The sequence below is a fragment of the Ponticoccus sp. (in: a-proteobacteria) genome, from assembly GCF_048381735.1.
Map to the genome: position 1 here is coordinate 39,771 of NZ_JBLXGL010000009.1, position 19,713 is coordinate 59,483.

General features: G+C 68.4%; 20 protein-coding genes. 13 read left to right on the plus strand and 7 right to left on the minus strand.

The window, feature by feature from the left end; translation table 11 throughout:
• Positions 1–417 precede the first annotated feature (417 nt).
• A complete protein-coding gene (locus tag ACN5KJ_RS14990; RefSeq protein WP_418594832.1) occupies positions 418–1,248 on the plus strand; it encodes a hypothetical protein in 831 nt (276 codons plus the stop codon).
• Positions 1,249–1,384: 136 nt separating this feature from the next.
• Here ACN5KJ_RS14990 and ACN5KJ_RS14995 read toward each other — a convergent pair whose 3' ends face one another.
• Positions 1,385–2,257 (minus strand): branched-chain amino acid aminotransferase, encoded by an 873-nt coding sequence (locus ACN5KJ_RS14995; protein ID WP_418594833.1) that lies wholly within the window; start codon positions 2,255–2,257, stop codon positions 1,385–1,387.
• A 172-nt stretch (positions 2,258–2,429) separates the two neighbouring features.
• Between ACN5KJ_RS14995 and ACN5KJ_RS15000 the strand changes: the two genes are divergently transcribed.
• The 6 genes from ACN5KJ_RS15000 to dxs all read left to right on the plus strand — a co-directional run bounded on the left by ACN5KJ_RS15000 (position 2,430) and on the right by dxs (position 7,761).
• Complete coding sequence (locus tag ACN5KJ_RS15000) at positions 2,430–2,933, plus strand: MarR family winged helix-turn-helix transcriptional regulator (protein WP_418594834.1); 504 nt, start codon at positions 2,430–2,432, stop codon at positions 2,931–2,933.
• A complete protein-coding gene (locus ACN5KJ_RS15005; RefSeq protein ID WP_347166815.1) occupies positions 2,930–3,631 on the plus strand; it encodes a response regulator in 702 nt (233 codons plus the stop codon). The genes ACN5KJ_RS15000 and ACN5KJ_RS15005 overlap by 4 nt, the downstream gene beginning before the upstream one ends.
• An 82-nt stretch (positions 3,632–3,713) precedes the next feature.
• Complete coding sequence (locus ACN5KJ_RS15010) at positions 3,714–4,637, plus strand: histone deacetylase family protein (protein WP_418594835.1); 924 nt, start codon at positions 3,714–3,716, stop codon at positions 4,635–4,637.
• Positions 4,634–4,888: an exodeoxyribonuclease VII small subunit gene (locus ACN5KJ_RS15015; protein WP_206566085.1), complete on the plus strand. Its 255-nt coding sequence runs from the start codon at positions 4,634–4,636 to the stop codon at positions 4,886–4,888. Before ACN5KJ_RS15010 ends, ACN5KJ_RS15015 begins: the two co-directional genes overlap by 4 nt.
• A 126-nt stretch (positions 4,889–5,014) precedes the next feature.
• On the plus strand, positions 5,015–5,821 hold the full coding sequence (locus ACN5KJ_RS15020) for a polyprenyl synthetase family protein (protein ID WP_418594928.1): 807 nt from the start codon (positions 5,015–5,017) through the stop codon (positions 5,819–5,821).
• Between the two features lie 14 nt (positions 5,822–5,835).
• Positions 5,836–7,761 carry a 1-deoxy-D-xylulose-5-phosphate synthase gene (dxs, locus tag ACN5KJ_RS15025; protein ID WP_418594836.1) on the plus strand — a complete coding sequence of 642 codons (1,926 nt, stop codon included), beginning with the start codon at positions 5,836–5,838 and terminating at the stop codon, positions 7,759–7,761.
• A 106-nt stretch (positions 7,762–7,867) separates the two neighbouring features.
• Here the strand turns inward: dxs and ACN5KJ_RS15030 are convergent, their stop codons facing one another.
• Positions 7,868–8,497, minus strand: a complete 630-nt coding sequence (locus ACN5KJ_RS15030) for an exopolysaccharide biosynthesis protein (RefSeq protein WP_418594837.1) — start codon at positions 8,495–8,497, stop codon at positions 7,868–7,870.
• Positions 8,498–8,500: 3 nt separating this feature from the next.
• Positions 8,501–9,364, minus strand: coding sequence for an SDR family oxidoreductase (locus ACN5KJ_RS15035; protein ID WP_418594838.1), 864 nt, complete (start codon positions 9,362–9,364; stop codon positions 8,501–8,503).
• Positions 9,365–9,570: 206 nt separating this feature from the next.
• On the opposite strand from ACN5KJ_RS15035, the gene ACN5KJ_RS15040 reads away from it, so the two are divergent.
• Positions 9,571–10,059: a transglycosylase SLT domain-containing protein gene (locus ACN5KJ_RS15040; protein ID WP_418594839.1), complete on the plus strand. Its 489-nt coding sequence runs from the start codon at positions 9,571–9,573 to the stop codon at positions 10,057–10,059.
• Between the two features lie 72 nt (positions 10,060–10,131).
• Here the strand turns inward: ACN5KJ_RS15040 and ACN5KJ_RS15045 are convergent, their stop codons facing one another.
• Positions 10,132–10,887 (minus strand): class II aldolase and adducin N-terminal domain-containing protein, encoded by a 756-nt coding sequence (locus ACN5KJ_RS15045; protein WP_418594840.1) that lies wholly within the window; start codon positions 10,885–10,887, stop codon positions 10,132–10,134.
• A 565-nt stretch (positions 10,888–11,452) separates the two neighbouring features.
• Between ACN5KJ_RS15045 and ACN5KJ_RS15050 the strand changes: the two genes are divergently transcribed.
• Both ACN5KJ_RS15050 and ACN5KJ_RS15055 read left to right on the plus strand, forming a co-directional pair.
• Positions 11,453–12,937: an AMP nucleosidase gene (locus tag ACN5KJ_RS15050; RefSeq protein ID WP_418594841.1), complete on the plus strand. Its 1,485-nt coding sequence runs from the start codon at positions 11,453–11,455 to the stop codon at positions 12,935–12,937.
• Between the two features lie 241 nt (positions 12,938–13,178).
• Positions 13,179–13,469 (plus strand): HU family DNA-binding protein, encoded by a 291-nt coding sequence (locus tag ACN5KJ_RS15055; protein ID WP_347166821.1) that lies wholly within the window; start codon positions 13,179–13,181, stop codon positions 13,467–13,469.
• Between the two features lie 156 nt (positions 13,470–13,625).
• On the opposite strand, the gene ACN5KJ_RS15060 is transcribed toward ACN5KJ_RS15055, so the two are convergent.
• The 3 genes from ACN5KJ_RS15060 to ACN5KJ_RS15070 form a co-directional block, all read right to left on the minus strand.
• Positions 13,626–14,336 (minus strand): GNAT family N-acetyltransferase, encoded by a 711-nt coding sequence (locus ACN5KJ_RS15060; protein ID WP_418594842.1) that lies wholly within the window; start codon positions 14,334–14,336, stop codon positions 13,626–13,628.
• A complete protein-coding gene (locus tag ACN5KJ_RS15065; RefSeq protein WP_418594843.1) occupies positions 14,317–15,705 on the minus strand; it encodes an aspartate aminotransferase family protein in 1,389 nt (462 codons plus the stop codon). The genes ACN5KJ_RS15060 and ACN5KJ_RS15065 overlap by 20 nt, the downstream gene beginning before the upstream one ends.
• A 449-nt stretch (positions 15,706–16,154) precedes the next feature.
• Positions 16,155–17,081 (minus strand): zinc-ribbon domain-containing protein, encoded by a 927-nt coding sequence (locus tag ACN5KJ_RS15070; RefSeq protein ID WP_418594844.1) that lies wholly within the window; start codon positions 17,079–17,081, stop codon positions 16,155–16,157.
• A gap of 159 nt (positions 17,082–17,240) precedes the next feature.
• Between ACN5KJ_RS15070 and ACN5KJ_RS15075 the strand changes: the two genes are divergently transcribed.
• The 3 genes from ACN5KJ_RS15075 to ACN5KJ_RS15085 are packed head-to-tail and all read left to right on the plus strand — an operon-like array spanning position 17,241 to position 19,554.
• Complete coding sequence (locus tag ACN5KJ_RS15075; RefSeq protein WP_418594845.1) at positions 17,241–17,918, plus strand: cell division ATP-binding protein FtsE; 678 nt, start codon at positions 17,241–17,243, stop codon at positions 17,916–17,918.
• A gap of 32 nt (positions 17,919–17,950) precedes the next feature.
• Positions 17,951–18,823, plus strand: coding sequence for a cell division protein FtsX (locus ACN5KJ_RS15080; RefSeq protein WP_347168012.1), 873 nt, complete (start codon positions 17,951–17,953; stop codon positions 18,821–18,823).
• On the plus strand, positions 18,823–19,554 hold the full coding sequence (locus ACN5KJ_RS15085; protein ID WP_418594846.1) for a lysophospholipid acyltransferase family protein: 732 nt from the start codon (positions 18,823–18,825) through the stop codon (positions 19,552–19,554). Before ACN5KJ_RS15080 ends, ACN5KJ_RS15085 begins: the two co-directional genes overlap by 1 nt.
• Positions 19,555–19,713: the final 159 nt, after the last annotated feature.

Sequence of the window (19,713 nt, forward strand, 5' to 3'; positions counted from 1 at the left end):
CTGAACACGATCCCAAGTTCCTCTCCGAGGTCTGCGCCTCCGAGGCCACCTTCCAATTGCAGGAGCTGTTTTATTCGCGGACCGACGAGCGGGGCGTGATACAGGCCGGGAACACCGTCTTTCAGCGCGTGGCGGGGCTGGACTGGGATGCGCTGATCGGCGCGCCGCACAGGGTGATCCGCCATCCCGACATGCCTCGGGGTGTGTTCCAGCTGCTTTGGGACCGCATCCGCGCGGGCAAGCCGACCGGGGCCTATGTGAAGAACCGGCGCACCTGCGGGCGGTTCTACTGGGTCTTCGCCCTGGTCGCGCCTTTCGAGGGGGGGCTATATCTCGACCCGGATCAAGCCGACCTCTGCCCTGTTCCCGACAATCAGCGACTGTTACGCCGACCTGCTGCGCCGCGAGGCCGAGGGCATGACCCCGGCGGACAGCGCCGGGGCGCTGCGCGCCATGGTGACGGGGATGGGCTTTGCCAGCTATCACGCCTTTCAGGCCCATGCGCTGGCAACCGAGCTGGAGGCCCGCGCCCGCCAGCTGGCGCGCCCGATGGACCCCCTGCAACGCCGCTTTCTGGAAATGTCGAAGGCCATCGACGAGGTGCAGCGCGAAATCCTCGAGATGAAAGAGGCGTTCAAGGCGATCCGCACGGTGCCCCTGAACATGCGCCTGATCGCGTCACGGCTGGAAAACGCGGGCGGTCCGATCAGCGCGATCTCGGTGAACTACAGCCAGATGCTGGAAGAGATGTCGACCTGGGTCACGACATTCGCCGAGGGCGAAAGCTGCGTCTTTGCCCGTATCCGCGATGCCATCCTGAACGGTCAGTTCCTTGGCTTCGCCACGGCGGTCGAGGCCGAGATGCTGGCCGTCTTCCGGGACGAGAAGACCCGCCTGGCCGGGATCTACCCGGCCTCCGTGAAGATCGACGACGAGATCGCCGAGGTCGCGCGGCACCGCGCGCAGTTCCTGCGGCAGACGGCGGACTCGCTGCGCGAGGTCGAGCAGGAGGCGAAGCGCTTCGCGCGGTCGGTGCTGGACATGAAACGCTATGTGACGGGGCTGAGTTCGACCCGGATGATGTGCAAGATCGAGAGCGCGACGCTGGCCGAGTCCGGAACGGCGCTGAGCGGCATCGTCGAGCAGCTGGACAGCTGTCAGGACGAGATCGAAAGCCGGCTGGCGCGGGTGGTCGAGCTGAACTCGATCGTGCAGAACAACACGGCGATGCTGCGGTCCCTGCTCTGACGGGGCGCCTTGCGGCGCGCAGGTCGGTTCGCGCTGGGGCCGCGCGGGCCTTCAAGGGGCGCTGCCCCTTGAAAATCCCCGGGATATTTTCGGACAGAAGAAGGGCGGGGCCGGGGAGGCTCCGCCCTTGTTGTGCTTAGCTGCGGACGAGCTTTTCGTAGCTTTCCGAGATGTCGCGGGTCAGCGCGCCGACCTCGAAGCTGTAGCCGCCGATCTGGCCCACGGGGGTGACTTCGGCGGCGGTGCCGGTCAGCCAGCACTGTTCGAAGCCTTCCATCTCGCCGGGTTCGATGTGACGCTCGTGCACCGTGATCTGCTTGTCCTGAAGCATGCCGATGACGGTCTGACGGGTCAGGCCGTTGAGGAAGCAGTCGGGCTTGGGCGTGTGCACTTCGCCGTCCTTGACGAAGAAGATATTGGCGCCGGTCGCCTCGGCCACGAAGCCACGGTAGTCCATGAACAGCGCGTCCGAGCAGCCCTTGGCTTCTGCCGCGTGCTTCGAGGTGGTGCAGATCATGTAGAGACCGGCGGCCTTGGCATGGACCGGGATGGTCTCGGGCGAGGGGCGCTTCCACTTCGAGATGTCGAGCTTGGCGCCCTTCATCTTGGCGTCGCCGTAGTAGTTGCCCCAGCCCCATGCGGCGATCGCCAGCCGGACCGGGTTGCGCGCCGAGGAAACGCCCATGTCCATGCCCGCGCCGCGCCATGCCACCGCGCGCACATAGGCGTCGGTGAAGCCGTTGGCGTCCAACACGGCCTGCTTCGCGGCCTCGATCTCGTCGACGGAATAGGGGATCTCGAAGTCGAGGCACCTGGCCGAGAAATGCAGCCGTTCCGAGTGCTTGCGCGACAGGAAGATCTTGCCGTTATAGGCCCGTTCGCCTTCGAAGACCGAAGAGGCGTAGTGCAGGCCATGGGTCAATACGTGAACCTGCGCGGCCCGCCAGTCTACCAGCTGGCCATCCAGCCAGATCTTGCCGTCGCGGTCGTCATATGCGCCTTCTGCCATCTTCGATCTCCTTTGGCTCACGCGGTTCCGATTTGCATTTGTTGCGCCCGGTCCGGGTGGATCGGGCATAAAGTTGCGTCAAATCTGAGGTTCGCTAACAGTCGGTGCTTGGAATGTCAACAAGGCTGACGTAAGCTGCCCGGAAAACCGGCAAGGCGACGACGGAGGCAGCGTGGCAGAGACACGACGCATTCAGGGCGAGACGCTTCTTTATCTCACCGACGAGCAACTGCGGCAGGGGGCGGAGGCGATGTTCTTCGCCTATCGCGGCTTCACCGCCGATCCGGACCGCATTCTGGACGAGCTCAGCTATGGTCGCGCCCATCACCGGGCGCTGCATTTCATCCACTCGGCGCCCGGAACGACCGTCAACAACCTGCTGGCCATTCTCGGCGTCACCAAGCAATCGCTGAACCGGGTGCTGCGGACGCTCATCGGCGACGGGCTGGTGGAAAGCCGGGTCGGCCGCATCGACAAGCGCGAGCGCCACCTGAAGCTGACCGCCGAGGGCGAGGCGCTGGAGCGGGAGTTGGCCGAGGCCCAGCGGGTGCGGATGCGCAGGGCCTTCCGCGAGGCGGGGCCCGAGGCCGTCGCGGGCTTCCGCCGGGTTCTGGAAGAGATGATGGACCCGGAGATGAGAGGCCAGTATCACGCGCTCAGGGAGGGCCGGGAATGAGCGAGTTTGACGCGCATCTGCTGATCGTTGACGACGATGAGCGTATTCGGGGACTGTTGCAGAAGTTCCTGATCCGGCACGGATTCCTTGTCAGCGCGGCGCGCGATGCGGCGCATGCGCGGCGGCTGCTGGCGGGGCTGGATTTCGATCTGGTGGTGCTGGACGTGATGATGCCGGGCGAGGACGGGATCAGCCTGACCCGGGCGATCCGCGAGAGCTCGACCATGCCGATCCTGCTGCTGACCGCGCGGTCCGAGACCGAGGACCGGATCGCCGGGCTGGAGGCCGGGGCGGACGACTACCTGTCGAAGCCCTTCGAGCCCAAGGAGTTGCTTCTGCGGATCAACGCGATCCTGCGCCGGGTGCCCGAGGCGCCGGTGGTGGAGGTGGCGCCGAAGCTTTTGACGCTGGGGCCGATCCGCTACGACATCGAGCGCGGAGAGATGTGGCAGGGCGAGGAACTGGTGCGCCTGACCGCGACCGAAAGCCAGCTGATGCGGATCTTCTCGGCCCGGCCGGGCGAGGCGCTGAGCCGGTCGAAGCTGGTCGAGGAGCTGGGCCGCGACAAGGGGCAGGCGCAGGAGCGCGCGGTGGACGTGCAGATCACCCGGCTGCGGCGCAAGCTGGAAAGCGACCCCAAGCAGCCGCGCTACCTGCAGACGGTGCGCGGCGCGGGCTACATGCTGGCGCCGGACTGAGGGCGCCCGGCCTCGGGCGGGGCGCCCCCTGCGGGCGGGGCGCAGAGGTATTTGGACCAAGAAGAAACACGAAGGGGGTTCCATGGTCACGGCTTTGATCACCCATGCGGACGGGCTGGAGCATGTCACGCCGGAGGGGCATCCCGAGCGGGTGGCGCGGCTGGAGCATGTGCTGCATGCGCTGGAGGGGCTGGACCTGCGCCGCGTGACGGCGCGCGAGGCGCGTGACGCGGATCTGCTGCGGGTGCATCCGCAGCGCTATCTCGACCGGCTGGCGGCAGCGGTGCCCGATAGCGGTCTGCATCAGCTGGATTCCGATACATGGATGTCTCCGGGAAGCCTGCGGGCGGCGCGGCTGGCGGCGGGCGCGGCGGTGCAGGCGGTGGACCTGGTGCTGGAGGGCGCGGTCGGGAACGCCTTCTGCGCCACCCGGCCCCCCGGCCACCATGCCGAGACCGAGACGCCCATGGGCTTCTGCCTGTTTGGCACCGCGGCGCTGGCGGCGAAACATGCGCTGGATGCGCATGGGCTGGGGCGCGTGGCGGTGCTGGATTTCGACGTGCATCACGGCAACGGCACGCAGGATCTGCTGTGGGGCGAGGCGCGGGCGCTGTTCATCGGGTCGCATCAGATGCCGCTCTGGCCCGGGACCGGTCGTGCCGAGGAGCGTGGCGCCCATGATACCGTGCTGAACCTGCCGCTGGCGCCCGAAAGCGGCGGCGCCGAGATGCGTGCCGCCTGGGAGCCCGCCCTGTCGCGGCTGCGTGCCTGGCGCCCCGAGCTGATCGTCGTCTCGGCGGGATTCGACGCGCATCAGGACGATCCGCTGGCCAGTCTGAACTGGTCGCTCGAGGATTTCCGCTGGATCACGCGGGCGATCTGCGATGTCGCCGCGGATGTCTGCGGCGGGCGGGTGGTCTCGACTTTGGAGGGCGGGTATGATCTGGCTGCCCTGTCCGCCTCGGCGCGGGCACATGTCGAGATACTGATGGAGGCCGCCGCATGAGCGAGACAGACCGGGACGCCGATGTGGCGGAGATGAGCTTTGAGCAGGCCATGGGTGAGCTTGAGCGCGTGGTTGGCCAGCTGGAACGCGGCGACGTGGCGCTGGAGGAATCGATCCGCCTCTACGAGCGCGGCGCGCGGCTGAAGCAGCGCTGCGACCAGAAGCTGAGCGAGGCCGAGGAGAAGGTCGCCGCCATTACGCTGGACGGCGAGGGCAACCCCAAGGGCACGCAAGCGGTCGAGGGGCTCTAGGTGGTCGGCAGCTACGCGCCCCTGCCGGAGTTCCTGGTGGGGCGGCTGGAAGAGTTGCAGGCCCGCGAGGCCTCTTTCGACGAGGCCCTGCAGCTGGACGCGGATCTTGCGCATGCCCATGTCGCCATGGCGCTGCACGAGACCGAATCCGAGGTGGCGCGCGCCATGCTATACGCAGTGCAGGGCGGCAAGGGGCTGCGCGCCTTCCTGGTGATCGAGAGCGCGCTGCTGTTCGGCATCGCGCGCACCCATGCCGCGCCTGCCGCCGCCGCCATCGAGGCGCTGCACAGCTACAGCCTTGTGCATGATGACCTGCCCTGCATGGACGATGACGACCTGCGGCGCGGCAAGCCCACGGTCCACCGCCAGTGGGACGAGACCATCGCGGTGCTGGCCGGGGACGGCTTGCAGGCGCTGGCCTTCGAGCTGGTCCTGCAGACCGTCTGTCCCGCCGAGAGGCGCATCCATCTGGCCCGCAGCCTTGCCGATGCGGCCGGGGTCCGGGGCATGGTCGGCGGCCAGATGCGCGACATCGCCGCCGAAAGCAGCGACAGGGCGCTGTCTCTGGCCGAGATCACGGCGCTTCAGGCGGGCAAGACCGGCGCGCTGATTTCCTGGGCGGCCTCGGCGGGGGCCTGCATGGCGGGGCAGGACCAGGGCGCGCTGCGGCACTACGGCGACCGGCTTGGCCTGGCCTTCCAGATTGCCGATGACGTGCTGGACGTGGAGGGCGATGTTCAGGCGGTCGGCAAGGCGGTGGGCAAGGATGCCGGGCGCGGCAAGGCGACCTTCGTCTCGCACCTCGGTGTGGACGGGGCGAAACGCCGCGCCTCGGATCTTGTGGCAGAAGCCTGCGACGCCCTATCTGTTTACGGAGAAAAGGCCGAGACCTTGCGACAGGCTGCGCGCTTCGTTATCTCGCGCCGGAACTGATCCGCGGAGGACCCATGTCCGACAGACCCTCGACGCCGCTTCTGGACCGGGTTCGAAACCCGTCCGACCTGTCGCAATTCAGCGATGCAGAGCTGGAGCGTCTGGCCGGCGAATTGCGGGCCGAGACGATCTCTGCCGTGTCCGAGACCGGCGGCCATCTGGGCGCCGGCCTCGGCGTGGTCGAGCTGACGGTGGCGCTGCACGCGGTCTTCGACGCGCCGCGCGACAAGATCATCTGGGACGTCAGCCACCAGTGTTACCCGCACAAGATCCTCACCGGGCGCCGCGACAGGATGTCGACCCTGCGCCAGAAGGACGGGCTGTCGGGCTTCACCAAGCGGTCCGAATCGCCCTACGATCCCTTCGGCGCGGCGCATTCCTCGACCTCGATCTCTGCCGCACTGGGGTTTGCCGTGGCGCGCGATCTGGGCGGCGCCTGCGACACCGGCCATGGCGATGCCATCGCGGTGATCGGCGACGGCGCCATGAGCGCGGGCATGGCCTTCGAGGCGCTGAACAACGCGGGCCATCTGGGCAAGCGGCTGATCGTGATCCTCAACGACAACGAGATGTCCATCGCGCCGCCCACCGGGGCGCTGTCCTCGTATCTGTCCCGGCTCTATGCCGAGGCGCCGTTCCAGGACCTGAAGGCCGCCGTGAAGGGCGCCGCCAGCTTCCTGCCGCCGCCCTTCCGCGAGGGCGCCAAGCGCGCCAAGGAGATGCTGAAGGGCATGGCCGTGGGCGGAACGCTTTTCGAAGAGCTGGGCTTTTCCTACCTCGGGCCGCTGGACGGGCACGACCTGCACCAGCTTCTGCCGGTGCTGCGCACGGTGCGCCAGCGCGCGACCGGGCCGATCCTGATCCATTGCATCACCAAGAAGGGCAAGGGCTACGACCCGGCCGAACATGCGCCCGACAAGGGCCATGCGCGCGGCAAGTTCGACGTGGTCACCGGCCAGCAGAAGAAGGCGAAGTCCAACGCGCCCGCCTATACCAGGGTCTTCGCCGAGGCGCTGATGCAGCAGGCCGCCGAGGACAGCCGCATCTGCGCCGTGACCGCGGCCATGCCGGACGGCACCGGGCTCGACCTCTTTGCCGAACGCTACCCCTCGCGCTGCTTCGACGTGGGCATCGCGGAACAGCACGGGGTGACCTTCGCCGCCGGTCTGGCGGCGGGCGGCATGCGGCCCTTCTGCGCGATGTATTCGACCTTCCTGCAGCGCGGCTACGATCAGGTGGTGCATGACGTGGCGATCCAGCGCCTGCCGGTGCGCTTCGCCATCGACCGCGCCGGGCTGGTCGGTGCCGACGGCGCCACGCATGCGGGATCCTTCGACGTGGCCTTTCTGGCCAACCTGCCGGGCTTCGTGGTCATGGCCGCCGCCGACGAGGCGGAGCTGAAGCACATGGTGGCCACCGCCGCCGCCCATGACGAGGGCCCCATCGCCTTCCGCTATCCGCGTGGCGAGGGGCGCGGCGTCGAGATGCCCGAGCGTGGCGAGGTGCTCGAGATCGGCAAGGGCCGGATGATCTGCCGGGGCAAGGGCGTGGCGATCCTCAGCTTCGGCACCCGGCTGGGCGAGGTGCTGGCAGCCTGCGAGGCGCTGGAGGCGCGCGGCATATCCCCGACCGTGGCCGATGCACGCTTTGCCAAGCCGCTGGACCGCGAGCTGATCCTGCGCCTCGCGCGCGACCACGACGCATTGATCACCATCGAAGAGGGCGCCGTCGGCGGCTTCGGCAGCCATGTCGCGCAGCTTCTGGCCGACGAGGGGGTCTTCGACCGCGGGCTGAAGTACCGCTCGATGGTGCTGCCCGACATCTTCATCGACCAGGCCTCTCCGGCGGATATGTACGCGGTGGCCGGCATGAACGCGAAGGATATCGAGGCCAGGGTGCTCTCGGTCCTCGGCGTCGAGGTCATGGACAAGCGCGCCTGACCCAGGCGCCCGCCTGCGCTTCTTCTGTCCGGAAGTATCCTGGAGGGGTCCGGGGAGGCAAAGCCTCCCCGCCGGTCGCCTGCGCACCGCGCAGGCGAAACCGCGTCTAGAAGATCCCGAACCAGATGCTGAGCAGGATCAGGTAGACCAGCGCGCCCTGCGCGTATCCGGCCAGCGCGTAGGCGCCGTCGCGGGTCATCAGGCCGAACATCACCATGGCCACGGCGCCCGCGCTGAACGAGGTGACGAAGGGCAGCAGCTCCAGCAGCGGCCAGGACACGGCCACCAGCGCCGTCGCCGCATAGGCCAGCGGCTTGGCCGGGCCGCTCACCAGCAGCCGCAGGCGGTTGTGCGAGTGGCGGTCCATCCAGCCGGCGGGACGGCGCAGCCATTCCACCGCGCGCAGCATGCGCGCCGCGCTGACGCTGCGGCGGCGCAGGAAACCCGGCAGCCAGAGGTGTTTCTTGCCCACCAGCGCCTGAACGGCGCAGAGCAGCACGATCATCCCGGCCAGCGTCGGCGTGCCGGGAATCCCCGAGACCGGAGAGACCAGAACGATGGCCGGGACAAGGATCACCGCCGGGAAAGAGCGCCCGCCGACGCGCCGCAGCACATCCTCGACAGAGACACGCAAGTCGCCCTTCTCCGGGCGCATCGCCTTCAGCAGGTCGTCGAGGCTTTCCGGGCTGCGCACCTCGGGCTCTTCGGCCATGTTGCGCAGCAGGTCGCGCGGCATGCTCTAGTCCCTGCCTTCGGCTTGCAGCAGCGCGGCAAGGCCGGTGCGGTAGTCGGGATAGGCCAGCGTCACCCCCAGCTCTTCCTTGATGCGCGCGTTCGAGACGCGCTTGCTTTCGGCGTAGAAGCTGCGGGCCATGGGGCTCAGCTCGGCCTCGTCGAAGGGCACCTCGGGCGGAAGCGGCAGGCCCAGCAGCCTCGCGGCATGGGCAATGACGTCCTGCGGCGGCGCCGGATCGTCGTCGCAGACATTGTAGGCGGTGCCGGGCGAGGGCGCCTCGATCGAGGCATGCAGCACGCGGGCGATGTCCTCGACATGGATGCGCGAGAAGACCTGCCCGGGTTTGACGATGCGCCGGGCGGTGCCGCGCCGGACCTTCTCGAAGGGGCCGCGCCCGGGCCCGTAGATCCCGGCGAGGCGGAAGATGTGCAGCGGCAGGCCGGGGATGGCGCACCACTGGGCCTCTGCCCTGACGCGGGCCTCACCGCGCCGGGTCGCGGGGGAAAGGGCCGCGCTTTCGTCGACCCATGCGCCTGCGTGGTCGCCGTAGACCCCGGTGGTGGAGAGGTAGCCCGCCCAGGCCAGATGCGGCGCGCGGCGGGCGATCTCTTCGGACAAGAGGGCGAGGCTCGGGTCGCCCTCGGCGGTCGGCGCGGGAGAGATCAGCAGGTGCGAGGCCCGCGACAGCGCCTCGGCCAGGGCCGCCTTCTCCCACAGCACGGGGGTCGCGCCGGTGGCGCGGATCGCCTCTGCCCGGTCCGGGTCGCGATGCGTGCCCAGCACGGTCCAGCCCTCGGGCAAAAGCCGCGCGGCGAGGGCGCGGGCCGAGTAGCCATGGCCCAGGGAAAGAAGCGTTTTCGGTGTCATGCGGCATAGATGGCGTCGGGCGTTGGGGGATGCAAGCGCGACCGAAGTGCACAAGAGGCAGGCAACCCTGTCCCGACTGCCCGGATCATGGGCCACATTCTGCTGCGTCAGGGGCGCGAGTGGCAAGGTTTTGCCTGTCGTGCCGCGCCGGACTCGCCCGGTGCGCGGCGCGGGACTAAGAGGCCATAGCCTTGGAGTGTGACCCGATGACGACTCGTCTGATATTCGCGCTGGCCGGTCTGGCCCTGCTGACCGCCTGTGCCGCGCCGAAGACGGCGCCCGATGAACAGCCGGCCATGGCGCTCGTGGAACACAGGATTCCCCTGCACCCGAACGAAACCCCGGAACTGCGCCAGAAGATCAACCGCTGGGCGGATCACTACGAGCTGCCGCGCGGGCTGGTGCATCGTCTTGCGATCCGCGAGAGCACGCATCGCCCCTGGGCGCGGAACGGGCCCTATTACGGCTTGTTCCAGATCCTTCCGGCGACCGCCCGTTCCATGGGCTTTCAGGGCCAGCCGAACGACCTGCTGGATGCGGATACCAACCTGCAATACGCGCTGAAATACCTGAAGGGCGCCTATATGGTCTCGGACGGCGACTGGGACAGCGCCATCAAGTGGTACGCCAGGGGCTACTACTACGAGGCCAAGCGCAAGAGCATGCTGGTCGCCACCGGGCTGCGCAAGGGCTGAGGCCTGCCCCGGGGCGGGGCCGCGCCCGCCCGAGGCCTGCGGCGGGGCGGGTTTTCAACCCGCCGCCGCCCCTCAGCACGCGTAATCCGCGCCTTCCTCGTCGAGGATCGCCTTGAGCTCGGCAAGGTGGCGGATGTCCTGTTCCGGGTAGTCCTCGATCTCGCGCGCGGTCTTTTCCGCGACCTCGTCGGACAGGAAGGCCAGTGGCTGCCCGGTCTGCAGCGCCATGATATAGGTCTGCGCCGCGCGCTCGAAGTAGAACAGGCGGTTGAAGGTCTCGGCCACGGTGTCGCCGATGATCATCACGCCGTGGTTGCCCATCACCAGCGTCTTGACCTTGGGGTCCGACAGAAGCTGGGCGCAGCGGTTGCCCTCGTCCTCGAAGGCGAGGCCGCCGTAGGCATCGTCCACCGCGACCCGGTTGAAGAACATCGCGGCGTTCTGGTCGAGCGGCGGCAGGCGCTTGTCCTTCAGGCAGGCCAGCACCGTGGCATAGGGCGAATGCACATGCATGGCGCAGCGCGCATGGGCGCAGTGCCGGTGCAGCCCGCCGTGCAGGCCCCAGGCGGTGGGGTCGGGCGCGCCGGGGCGGTTCAGCGTCTCGGGGTCGTTGGCGTCGACCACCAGGAGGTCGCTGGCCTTGATCCGCGAGAAATGCTGCTGGTTCGGGTTCATCAGGAACCTGGTGCCGTCCTCGTTGATGGCGAGGCTGAAGTGGTTGGCCACCGCCTCGTGCATGTTCAGGCGCACGGTCCAGCGGAAGGCGGCGGCAAGGTCGACGCGTTCCTGCCAGTGATCGAGGTTGGCGGGGTTCCGGGGGGCGTTCATGGCATGTCTCCTTCTCGGGCGGCATTGCGCGCCGGATTGCGCCCCGTGTCAACCGGATCGCGGGGGGCGGCCGGGCGAGAGGTATTTGGACCAAGAAGAAGCAGGGGCGCCGCGCGGTGTCGGGGCGTCGCGCGGGCGGTGGCTGCGGGAGGCCTGCGGCGGGTGCGCGGTCCTGCGCAAAAGACGCCCCGGGGGCGCCTCGGTCCGGCGCCGGATTTCAGCCGGTGCAGCAGGGCCGCCTTGGCCAGAGGGGGGCAGCCTGGCGCGGCGGGTGCGCCGGGGCGCGGTCCGGGCGGTGCGCGGCGGGGGACGGTTGCTTTTGCACGCGGTGGCGGCGCCAAGCGGTCGGGGGCGGGGTCGGGGCCGGGGTTCCTGGTCGGCGGTCGGGAGCGCCAGCGCCGCCCCTGGGGCGATGGCGCCGCAGTCGGGTCCGCGTCCGGTGTCGGGGCGGAGGATCAGGCGTGGCCTTGCCTGGGTGGCGGAGAAACCCCGCGTCCGCCCTGGCGGTTCCCGTCTTGATTGCGGGCGCGCGAAGTGAGAGTTTGCCCCGGAAAAAGGAGTCCCCATGCAGGACCACCCGCATTCCCTCCCGGTCGAGACGCCCGAGGCGCCCGCGCCCGAGATGTTCGACGATCCCAAGGCCGCCGTCGCGCGGCTGTGCGCGCTTTACGACGAGGCCGCGACCTTCCTGCGCGACCGCTTCATGGAGGCCATGGCCTCGGGGCATCCGGGCCGGCGCTACCGGGCCTTCTACCCCGAGGTGCGTTTCAGCACCGTCAGCTTCGCCAAGGTCGACAGCCGCCTGTCCTTCGGTCATGTGACCGCGCCCGGTACCTATGCCACGACCGTCACGCGGCCGGGCATGTTCAGGGGCTACCTGGCGCAGCAGATCGGCCTGCTGCTGGGCAACCACGGCGTGAAGGTGCAGATCGGTGTGTCGGACACGCCGATGCCGGTGCATTTCGCGGTCGCCAATTTCCCCGAGATCACCGTGCCGCAGGAGGGGGCGAGCGCCTTCGTGCTGCGCGATGTCTTCGACGTGCCGGACCTGGCCTCGACCAATGACGACATCGTCAACGGCGTGGCCGGGCTGGCCGCGGACGGGGCGGCACCGCTGGCGCCCTTTTCGGCGCAGCGGGTCGATTACTCGCTGGCGCGGCTGTCGCATTACACCGCCACCGACCCGGCGCATTTCCAGAACCACGTGCTGTTCACCAACTACCAGTTCTACGTGACCGAGTTCGAGGCCTATGCCCGCGCCATGCTGGCCGATCCCGAGAGCGGGTACACCAGCTTTGTCTCGACGGGGAACGTCGAGATCACCAGCGCGACGGAAGAGATCCCGCCGACCGGCAAGATGCCGCAGATGCCGACCTATCACCTGAAGCGGCCCGACAATCAGGGCATCACGCTGGTCAATATCGGGGTGGGGCCCTCGAACGCCAAGACCGCGACCGACCATATCGCGGTGCTGCGGCCCCATGCCTGGCTGATGGTGGGGCATTGCGCGGGGCTGCGGAACTCGCAGTCGCTGGGCGATTTCGTTCTGGCCCATGCCTACCTGCGCGAGGACAAGGTGCTGGACGACGACCTGCCGGTCTGGGTGCCGATCCCGGCGCTGGCCGAGATCCAGATCGCCCTGGAAGAGGCGGTTGCCGCCGAGACCCGGCTGAAGGGCTACGACCTGAAGCGGGTGATGCGGACCGGCACCGTGGCCTCGGTTGACAACCGCAACTGGGAGTTGCGCGATCATACCGGGCCGGTGCAGAGGCTGTCGCAGTCGCGGGCCATCGCGCTGGACATGGAAAGCGCGACCATCGCCGCGAACGGGTTCCGGTTCCGGGTGCCCTACGGTACGCTGCTCTGTGTCAGCGACAAGCCGCTGCATGGCGAGCTGAAGCTTCCCGGCATGGCCTCGGACTTCTACAAGACGCAGGTGGCGCGGCACCTGATGATCGGGATTCGCGCCATGGAGGCATTGCGCGACATGCCTTTGGAGCGCATTCACAGCCGGAAACTGCGGAGTTTCGAGGAGACCGCCTTTCTTTAGGCGCCGTGACCCGGCGGAAACCGGCACAAAATGCGTTTTACCCATATAAACAAGGCCACGAATTGTTGTGTTTTCCCACAGTATACGGTTTTATTGCGCCTCAGAGGCCCAATGGATTGGGCATGAGGGGCTGCTGAAGCCGCGAGGGTGGGCACCGGGTGCCAGGGCTTTCGGGGTGACGGGGAACGAAGACAGTCGCGCAAGAATGCACAACGCAGGCGCTATGAAGGAGACCATTGAAATGGCGACGAAACCGATGACGAAGACCCAGCTGGTTGCAGCGCTGGCCGAGAAGATGGATGCGGACAAGAAGACCGCCGGCACGGCGCTCGACTCGATTGTCGAGATCATCACCTCGGAAGTGGCCGCAGGCGGCGCCGTGACCCTGCCGGGCGTCGGCAAGATCTACTGCAAGGAGCGCCCCGAGCGCATGGTCCGCAACCCCGCGACCGGCGAGCAGTTCAAGAAGGAAGCCGACAAGCAGGTCAAGATGACCATCGCCAAGGCCCTGAAGGACAGCGTCAACGGCTGAGTCCTTCCGCAGGATTTCACGGAGAGGGTCGCGTTTCGCGGCCCTTTTTCGTTTTCGACGGGGACGGCGATCGTGGCTGCGCCACATCGCCCCGCCCGCCGTCCCGTCAGCGGGGCTTTGCCCCGGACCCCAAGGGTATTTGGACCAAGAAGAAGATCAGGCGTCCTGCAGGCGTTTCTTCTGCCTGCCGTCGGGGTGGAAGTTGCCCGGCGAGAGCCAGCGGGTGAAGCGGGCCTTGAGGGCGGGCCATTCGCTGTCGGTGATCGAGAACCACGCGGTGTCGCGGTTGCGGCCCTTGTAGACCAGCGCCTGCCGGAAGGTGCCTTCGTAGGTGAAGCCGAGGCGTTCGGCGGCCTTGCGGGAGGGCGCGTTGAGGGCGTCGCACTTCCATTCGTGCCGGCGATAGCCGAGGTCGTCGAAGACATGGCGCATCAGCAGGAACTGTGCCTCGGTCGCGGCCAGGGTGCCTTGCAGGGCGGGGGCGTAGTGGATGTAGCCGACCTCGATGCTGGCGGCTTCGGGGTTGATGCGCAGGAGGGACAGGAAGCCCTGCGGGGTGCCCCCGACCAGCAGGCTGTAGAAGAGCGGGTCTTTCGAGGCGGCCTTGGCCTTGGCCCAGCGGCGGGCCTCGGCCTCGTCCGTCCAGGGTTCGTCGGCGCCGAGATAGGTCCAGCCGGAGGGGTCGGTCATGGCCCTGTAGAGCGCGGGCGCGTGGTCGGGTGTGAGCGCGCTGAGCGTGACGCTGCGGCCCGTCAGGTCGTCGTGTGGCGGCAGTGGACGGGGCAGGGGCAGGTCGACGGGCAGCCCGATGGGCTGTCCGTAGGCATTCAGGCGGTGCGCCACGGTTTCAGCCGAAGACGCGGCCAAGGGCGCCGTCCACGGCCGAGACGATCTGGTCGATGTCGTCCCTGGTGGCGATCAGCGCGGGCGAGAAGCACAGCGTGTTGTTGTAGCCCGGCACCGAGCGGTTGGTGACGCCCACGATGACGCCCTGCGCCATGCAGTCCGCCGTGACCGCCTGCGCCTGTGCCTCGGCCACCGGCTTGCGGGTTTCGCGGTCTTCCACCAGTTCGGCGCCGAGGAAGAGGCCCTTGCCGCGCACGTCGCCGATCACCGCGTGGCGGTCGGCCAGCGCCTGCAGCTGGTCGAGCATGTAGTCGCCCATGGCCGTGGTGTTTTCGAGCAGGCCTTCCTCTTCGATGATGGCCATGTTTTCGATGGCCGCCGCCGGGCCCGCCGTGCAGCCGCCGAAGGTCGAGATGTCGCGGAAGTAGCTCATCGGATCGCTGGCGTCGTCCCGGAAGAGGTCGAAGACCCGTTCAGAGGTGACGCAGCAGGCGATGGCGGCGTAGCCCGAGGCCACGCCCTTGGCCATGGTGACGAAGTCCGGCTCGATGCCGTAGTGCTGGTAGCCGAACCAGGTGCCGGTGCGCCCGACGCCGCAGACGACCTCGTCGATGTGCAGCAGGATGTCGTACTTGCGGCAGATCTCCTGCACCTTGGGCCAGTAACCGTCCGGCGGGACGATGACGCCGCCGCCTGCGGTCACCGGTTCCAGGCAGAGCGCGCCCACGGTATCGGGGCCTTCGCGCAGGATCACCTGTTCGATCTGGTCGGCGGCCCATTCGCCGTAGTTCTGGGTCGGCGCGCCCTGATCGGCGGCGCGGTATTCGAGGCAATGCGGCACGCGCACGAAGCCCGGCGCGAAGGGGCCGTATTGGGCGTTGCGCTCTTCCTGGCCGCCCGCCGAGAGGCAGCCGATGGTGGTGCCGTGGTAGTCGCGGTCGCGGAAGAGGATCTTGTGTTTCTTGCCGCCGTAACGCTTGTGGGCGATCTGGCGGACCATCTTGAAGGCCTTCTCGTTGGCCTCGGACCCCGAGTTGCAGTAGTAGACGCGGGAAAGGCCCGGCATCTTGTTGATCAGCTTTTCGGCGAAGAGCGCGCCGGGGACCGATCCGGCGGCACCGGCGAAGTAGTTCATCCGCAGGAGCTGGTCGTAGACCGCCTTGGCGATGCGCTCGCGCCCGTAGCCCACGTTGACCGTCCAGACCGCGCCCGAGACCGCGTCGAGATGTTCCTTGCCCGCCTGGTTCCAGACGCGCATGCCCTTGCCCTCGACGATGATGTTCGGATCCTTGGTGTCGAAGCCCCTGTGCTGCACGAGGTGGTGCCAGACGTGGGCCTTGTCGGCCTCGACCACGTGAGAAAGATCGTTCTGCGAATAGGTGCCGTCCATGGTCGCCTCCTGCTGGCCGGTTCGGGGTCTGCCCACACTGAGCCGGATTATTGGGCGACCGGCAAGGGCGGATCAATGGGGGCGGCGCAGATCGCGGGCCCCGGCACGCGGTTGCTGGCGCGGTTCTTCGGAAAATAACCAGTTATTTCAGGTGTCTGTGTCGGGTGCGACTGGTTGGACAGCGTCCCGGCGAATCTTTGCGCCTGGGGGGCGGTTTGGGGAAAAGGCTGATCCCTTGCCGCCTTTTCCTTTGGGTCACGCTTGAATGTCCGGCAAAAAGCCGCGGCGGACCGGTCTCATGGGCGATGGCCGATCATGTGGACCGTCAGCCTGCCGAAGGCGCCGTCCGGGGGCTTCAACGGGGCTGGCGTGGCCATGGGGGAGAGGCCGCCGAACTGGTGGCTGCGCAGAAGGGGCGCGGGCCTATGCCCCTGGCGCGGGGCCGGGGATCAGTTGCCTTCCGGTGCGGGCTCTGCCGGGGGCATGGTTTCCGGCGCTGTGGTTTCGGGCGCCTCGGTCTGGGCCTCGGAGCTGAGGGAATCCAGCGTGGTCAGCAGCGCGGTGACCTGCGCGTCCAGCCAGGCGCGGGCCTGGTCGACCGCCGTCACGTAGCTGTCGAGCAGCGGCGCAAGGGCGGGGACCCTGTCGGCAAGGCCAGGGGCGAAGGCATAGAGCGCCACCGCGCCGCCGACCAGCACCACCATGGTCAGGAAGCCCTTGCCGAAGCCGCCGCCATGGCGCGCCGCCTCGGCGTCCCGGCGCGCGGTTTCGTCCTTGGCGCTGTCCACGACGCGCGTTTCGGCGCCATTGCTGCGCAGCGACTGGTTGATCTCGTCCACATCGGGCAGCAGGTCGCGGCGCGATCCTGCGGCGGCGGCGGCCGCTGCGGCCATGGCCGTGCCCTCGGGGTCTGCCTTGTCCGGGGGCGGGGCTGCGGGCGGGGCGGCGTCGTCAGAGCCGCGCATCTTTGCCATGCGCTCGCGCGCCTGCCGCGCCCGCCGGGCCTGTTCGTCCTCGTCGGGTTCGGTCAGACCCAGATCGGGCTGGCTTTCGAGCGTTTCGGCAGAGCGCCGCCGGTCCTCGTACTCGCGTTCCTCGCGGAAGATCTCGGCGATCTCGGGGTCGAGGCGGCGTTGCGGGTCCGGCGCGCCGACCGGGGGCGCGGGCGGCGGACCGTCTTCGTCCTCGTCCTCGGGTTCCCAGGCGGGATCGGGGATGGGCCGTTGCAGATCCTCCGCCAGGTCGGCATCCTCGTCCGGGTGGCGCTGGAACCAGGTGTGACCGCAATTCGAACATTGCACGTCGCGCCCGGCCTCGGGGATCACATCCACCGGTACATCGTACTGCGCACCACAATTGGGGCAAATCAGCCGCATCCTGCTCGGTCCTCCGAAACGCCGTTCCTTGAGCGTCCTGCTTGACCATATGGTGTATGGCTGATTGGGAAAAGTCCATGCCCCTTCATCGCCTTGCGTTGCATGATCCGCGAGGCTCGGGCAAAACGGGGCGACACGGCATCAGGGGGCAAAGCCGACGTGATAGAGCTGGACAACGTGGCTTATTCCTACAGCGGCGACGCGCTTCTGACCGATATGTCGTTGCACCTTGCACCGGGGGCCTTTCATTTCCTCACCGGGCCGTCGGGGGCGGGCAAGACCACCTTCCTGAAGCTGTGCTACGGCGCGCTGAAGCCGACCGAGGGCAGCATCCGCCTGTTCGGAGAGGACGTGCACAGCATGTCCCGCGACGCCATCGCCCTGACCCGGCGGCGGATCGGCGTGGTGCACCAGGACTGCCAGTTCCTCGATCACCTGCCGGTGGCCGAGAACGTGGCCCTGCCGCTGACCGTCTCGGGGCAGGCCTCCCCGGCGCAGACCGACAACCTGAACGAGCTGATGAGCTGGGTCGGGCTGACCGGCAAGTTCAACGCCCGCCCGCCAGAGCTGTCGGGCGGCGAGCGGCAGCGCGCGGCGCTGGCCCGGGCGCTGATCCTGTCGCCGGATGTGATCCTTGCGGACGAGCCCACCGGCAACGTCGACTGGGAGATGTCGCAGCGCCTCTTGCGCCTGCTGGTGGAGCTGAACCGCATGGGCAAGACGGTGATGATCGCGACCCACGACCTGATGCTGATCCGCGCGGCCAAGTCGATGGTCCCGGCGCGCAACCTGCGCATCGCCAACCGGACGCTGATCGCGGCGGGGGCGGACCTGTGAAGGCATTGATTCTGGACACCCTGCGCGGGCTGATGCGTGGCGATGCGGCGGCGGACCGGGTGGTGCCGCCCTCGGGCTTCACCGTGTGGCTGACGCTCTTCACCTCGGCGGCCATGGCCTTTCTGACGATCTTCGCGCTGGCGCTTGCGCTGGCCTCGGGGCGGTTGGCCTATACCTGGGGCGAGGAACTGGCGCGCGCCTCGACGATCCGTATCTCGGCGCCGCCGGGGCAAGCCGAGGCGCAGAGCGCCGCCGCGCTCCGGGTTCTGGCGCAGACGCCGGGGGTGGCCTCGGCCCGGGCGCTGTCGGACGACGAGCAGCGCGCCCTGCTGGAGCCCTGGTTCGGCCCCGACCTGCCGCTGGAAAGCCTGCCGGTGCCGCGCCTGATCGAGATCGTCGAGGAAGACGACGGCTTCGACGCCGAGGGGCTGCGCCTGCGGCTTCAGGCCGAGGCACCCGGTGCGGTGCTGGACGAACACACGCGCTGGCGCCGCCCGCTGGTGGCGGCGGCGGGGCGGCTGAAGCTGCTGGGCTGGGTCTCGATCCTGCTGATCGGCGCGGCAACCGGGGCCATGGTGACGCTGGCGGCCAATGCGGCGCTGGCGGCCAATGCGCAGGTCATCGCGGTGCTGCGGCTGGTCGGCGCGACCGACAGCTACATCGCGCGCGCCTTCGTGCGGCGGTTCACCCTGCGGACCTTGATCGGCGCGGCCCTGGGCAGCCTTGCCGGACTGGTGGCGATCCTGCTGATGCCCGCCGCCGGAGAGACCGGCGGCTTTCTCACCGGCCTGCGGTTCCAGGGCCTGCAATGGGTTCTGCCGCTGCTGGTGCCGCCGCTGGCGGCGCTGGTGGCGCTGGGGGCGACGTGGATGGCCGCGCGCCGCGTGCTGGAAAGGCTGGCTTGATGCGCTGGGTACTGTCGCTGATCTTCGTCGTCCAGATGTACGCCATGATGGCGATCCTGGGGATCCTCTTCCTGCCCTGGGCGCTGTTCTCGGCGCGCGGCGCGCGCGCCGCCTGCAAGACCTATTGCGTCTGGGTGCGCTTCACCGCGCGGGTGCTTTGCGGCCTGCGGACGGAACTGCGCGGCGAGGTGCCGACCGGAGAGGTGCTGATCGCGGCAAAGCATCAGTCCTTCCTCGATATCATCCTGATTTTCTCGGTCGTGCCGGCGGGCAAGTTCATCATGAAGCGCGAATTGATGTACGCGCCGGTGATCGGACAATACGCGCTGAAGATCGGCTGCGTCCCGGTGGAACGCGGCAAGCGCGGGCAGGCCATCGCCAAGATGCTGCGCGACGTCGAGCAGGGGGCGGCCGAGCCCGGGCAGCTGATCATCTACCCGCAGGGCTCGCGCATCGCACCCGGCGTGCGGGCGCCGTTCAAGGTCGGCGCCGCGCTGCTTTATGAACAGACCGGACAGACCTGCGTGCCTGCGGCGACCAACGTCGGCCTGTTCTGGCCGCGCAAGGGCATTCTGCGCAAACCGGGCCTTGCGGTGGTCGAGTTCCTGCCGCCGATCGCGCCGGGGCTGGACCGCGAGACCTTCCTGAAGCGGCTGGAGCAGGAGGTCGAGACGGCGTCCAATGCGCTGATGCTGGAGGCGGGCTTCGACGTGGAGAAGGACCTGGCCTGAGGCCTGTCCCGCGCCTGCGGGCATGACGGCGGTCCGCCGCTCTTTCCTGCGGAAAATCGCCCCGCCCACCGTCCCGCGGACCGTCCCGCGGACCGGCGCGTAGACCATGAAAAACGGCCCCCTGATGCCTGTCAGGGGGCCGTTTTCCTTCGTGAACAG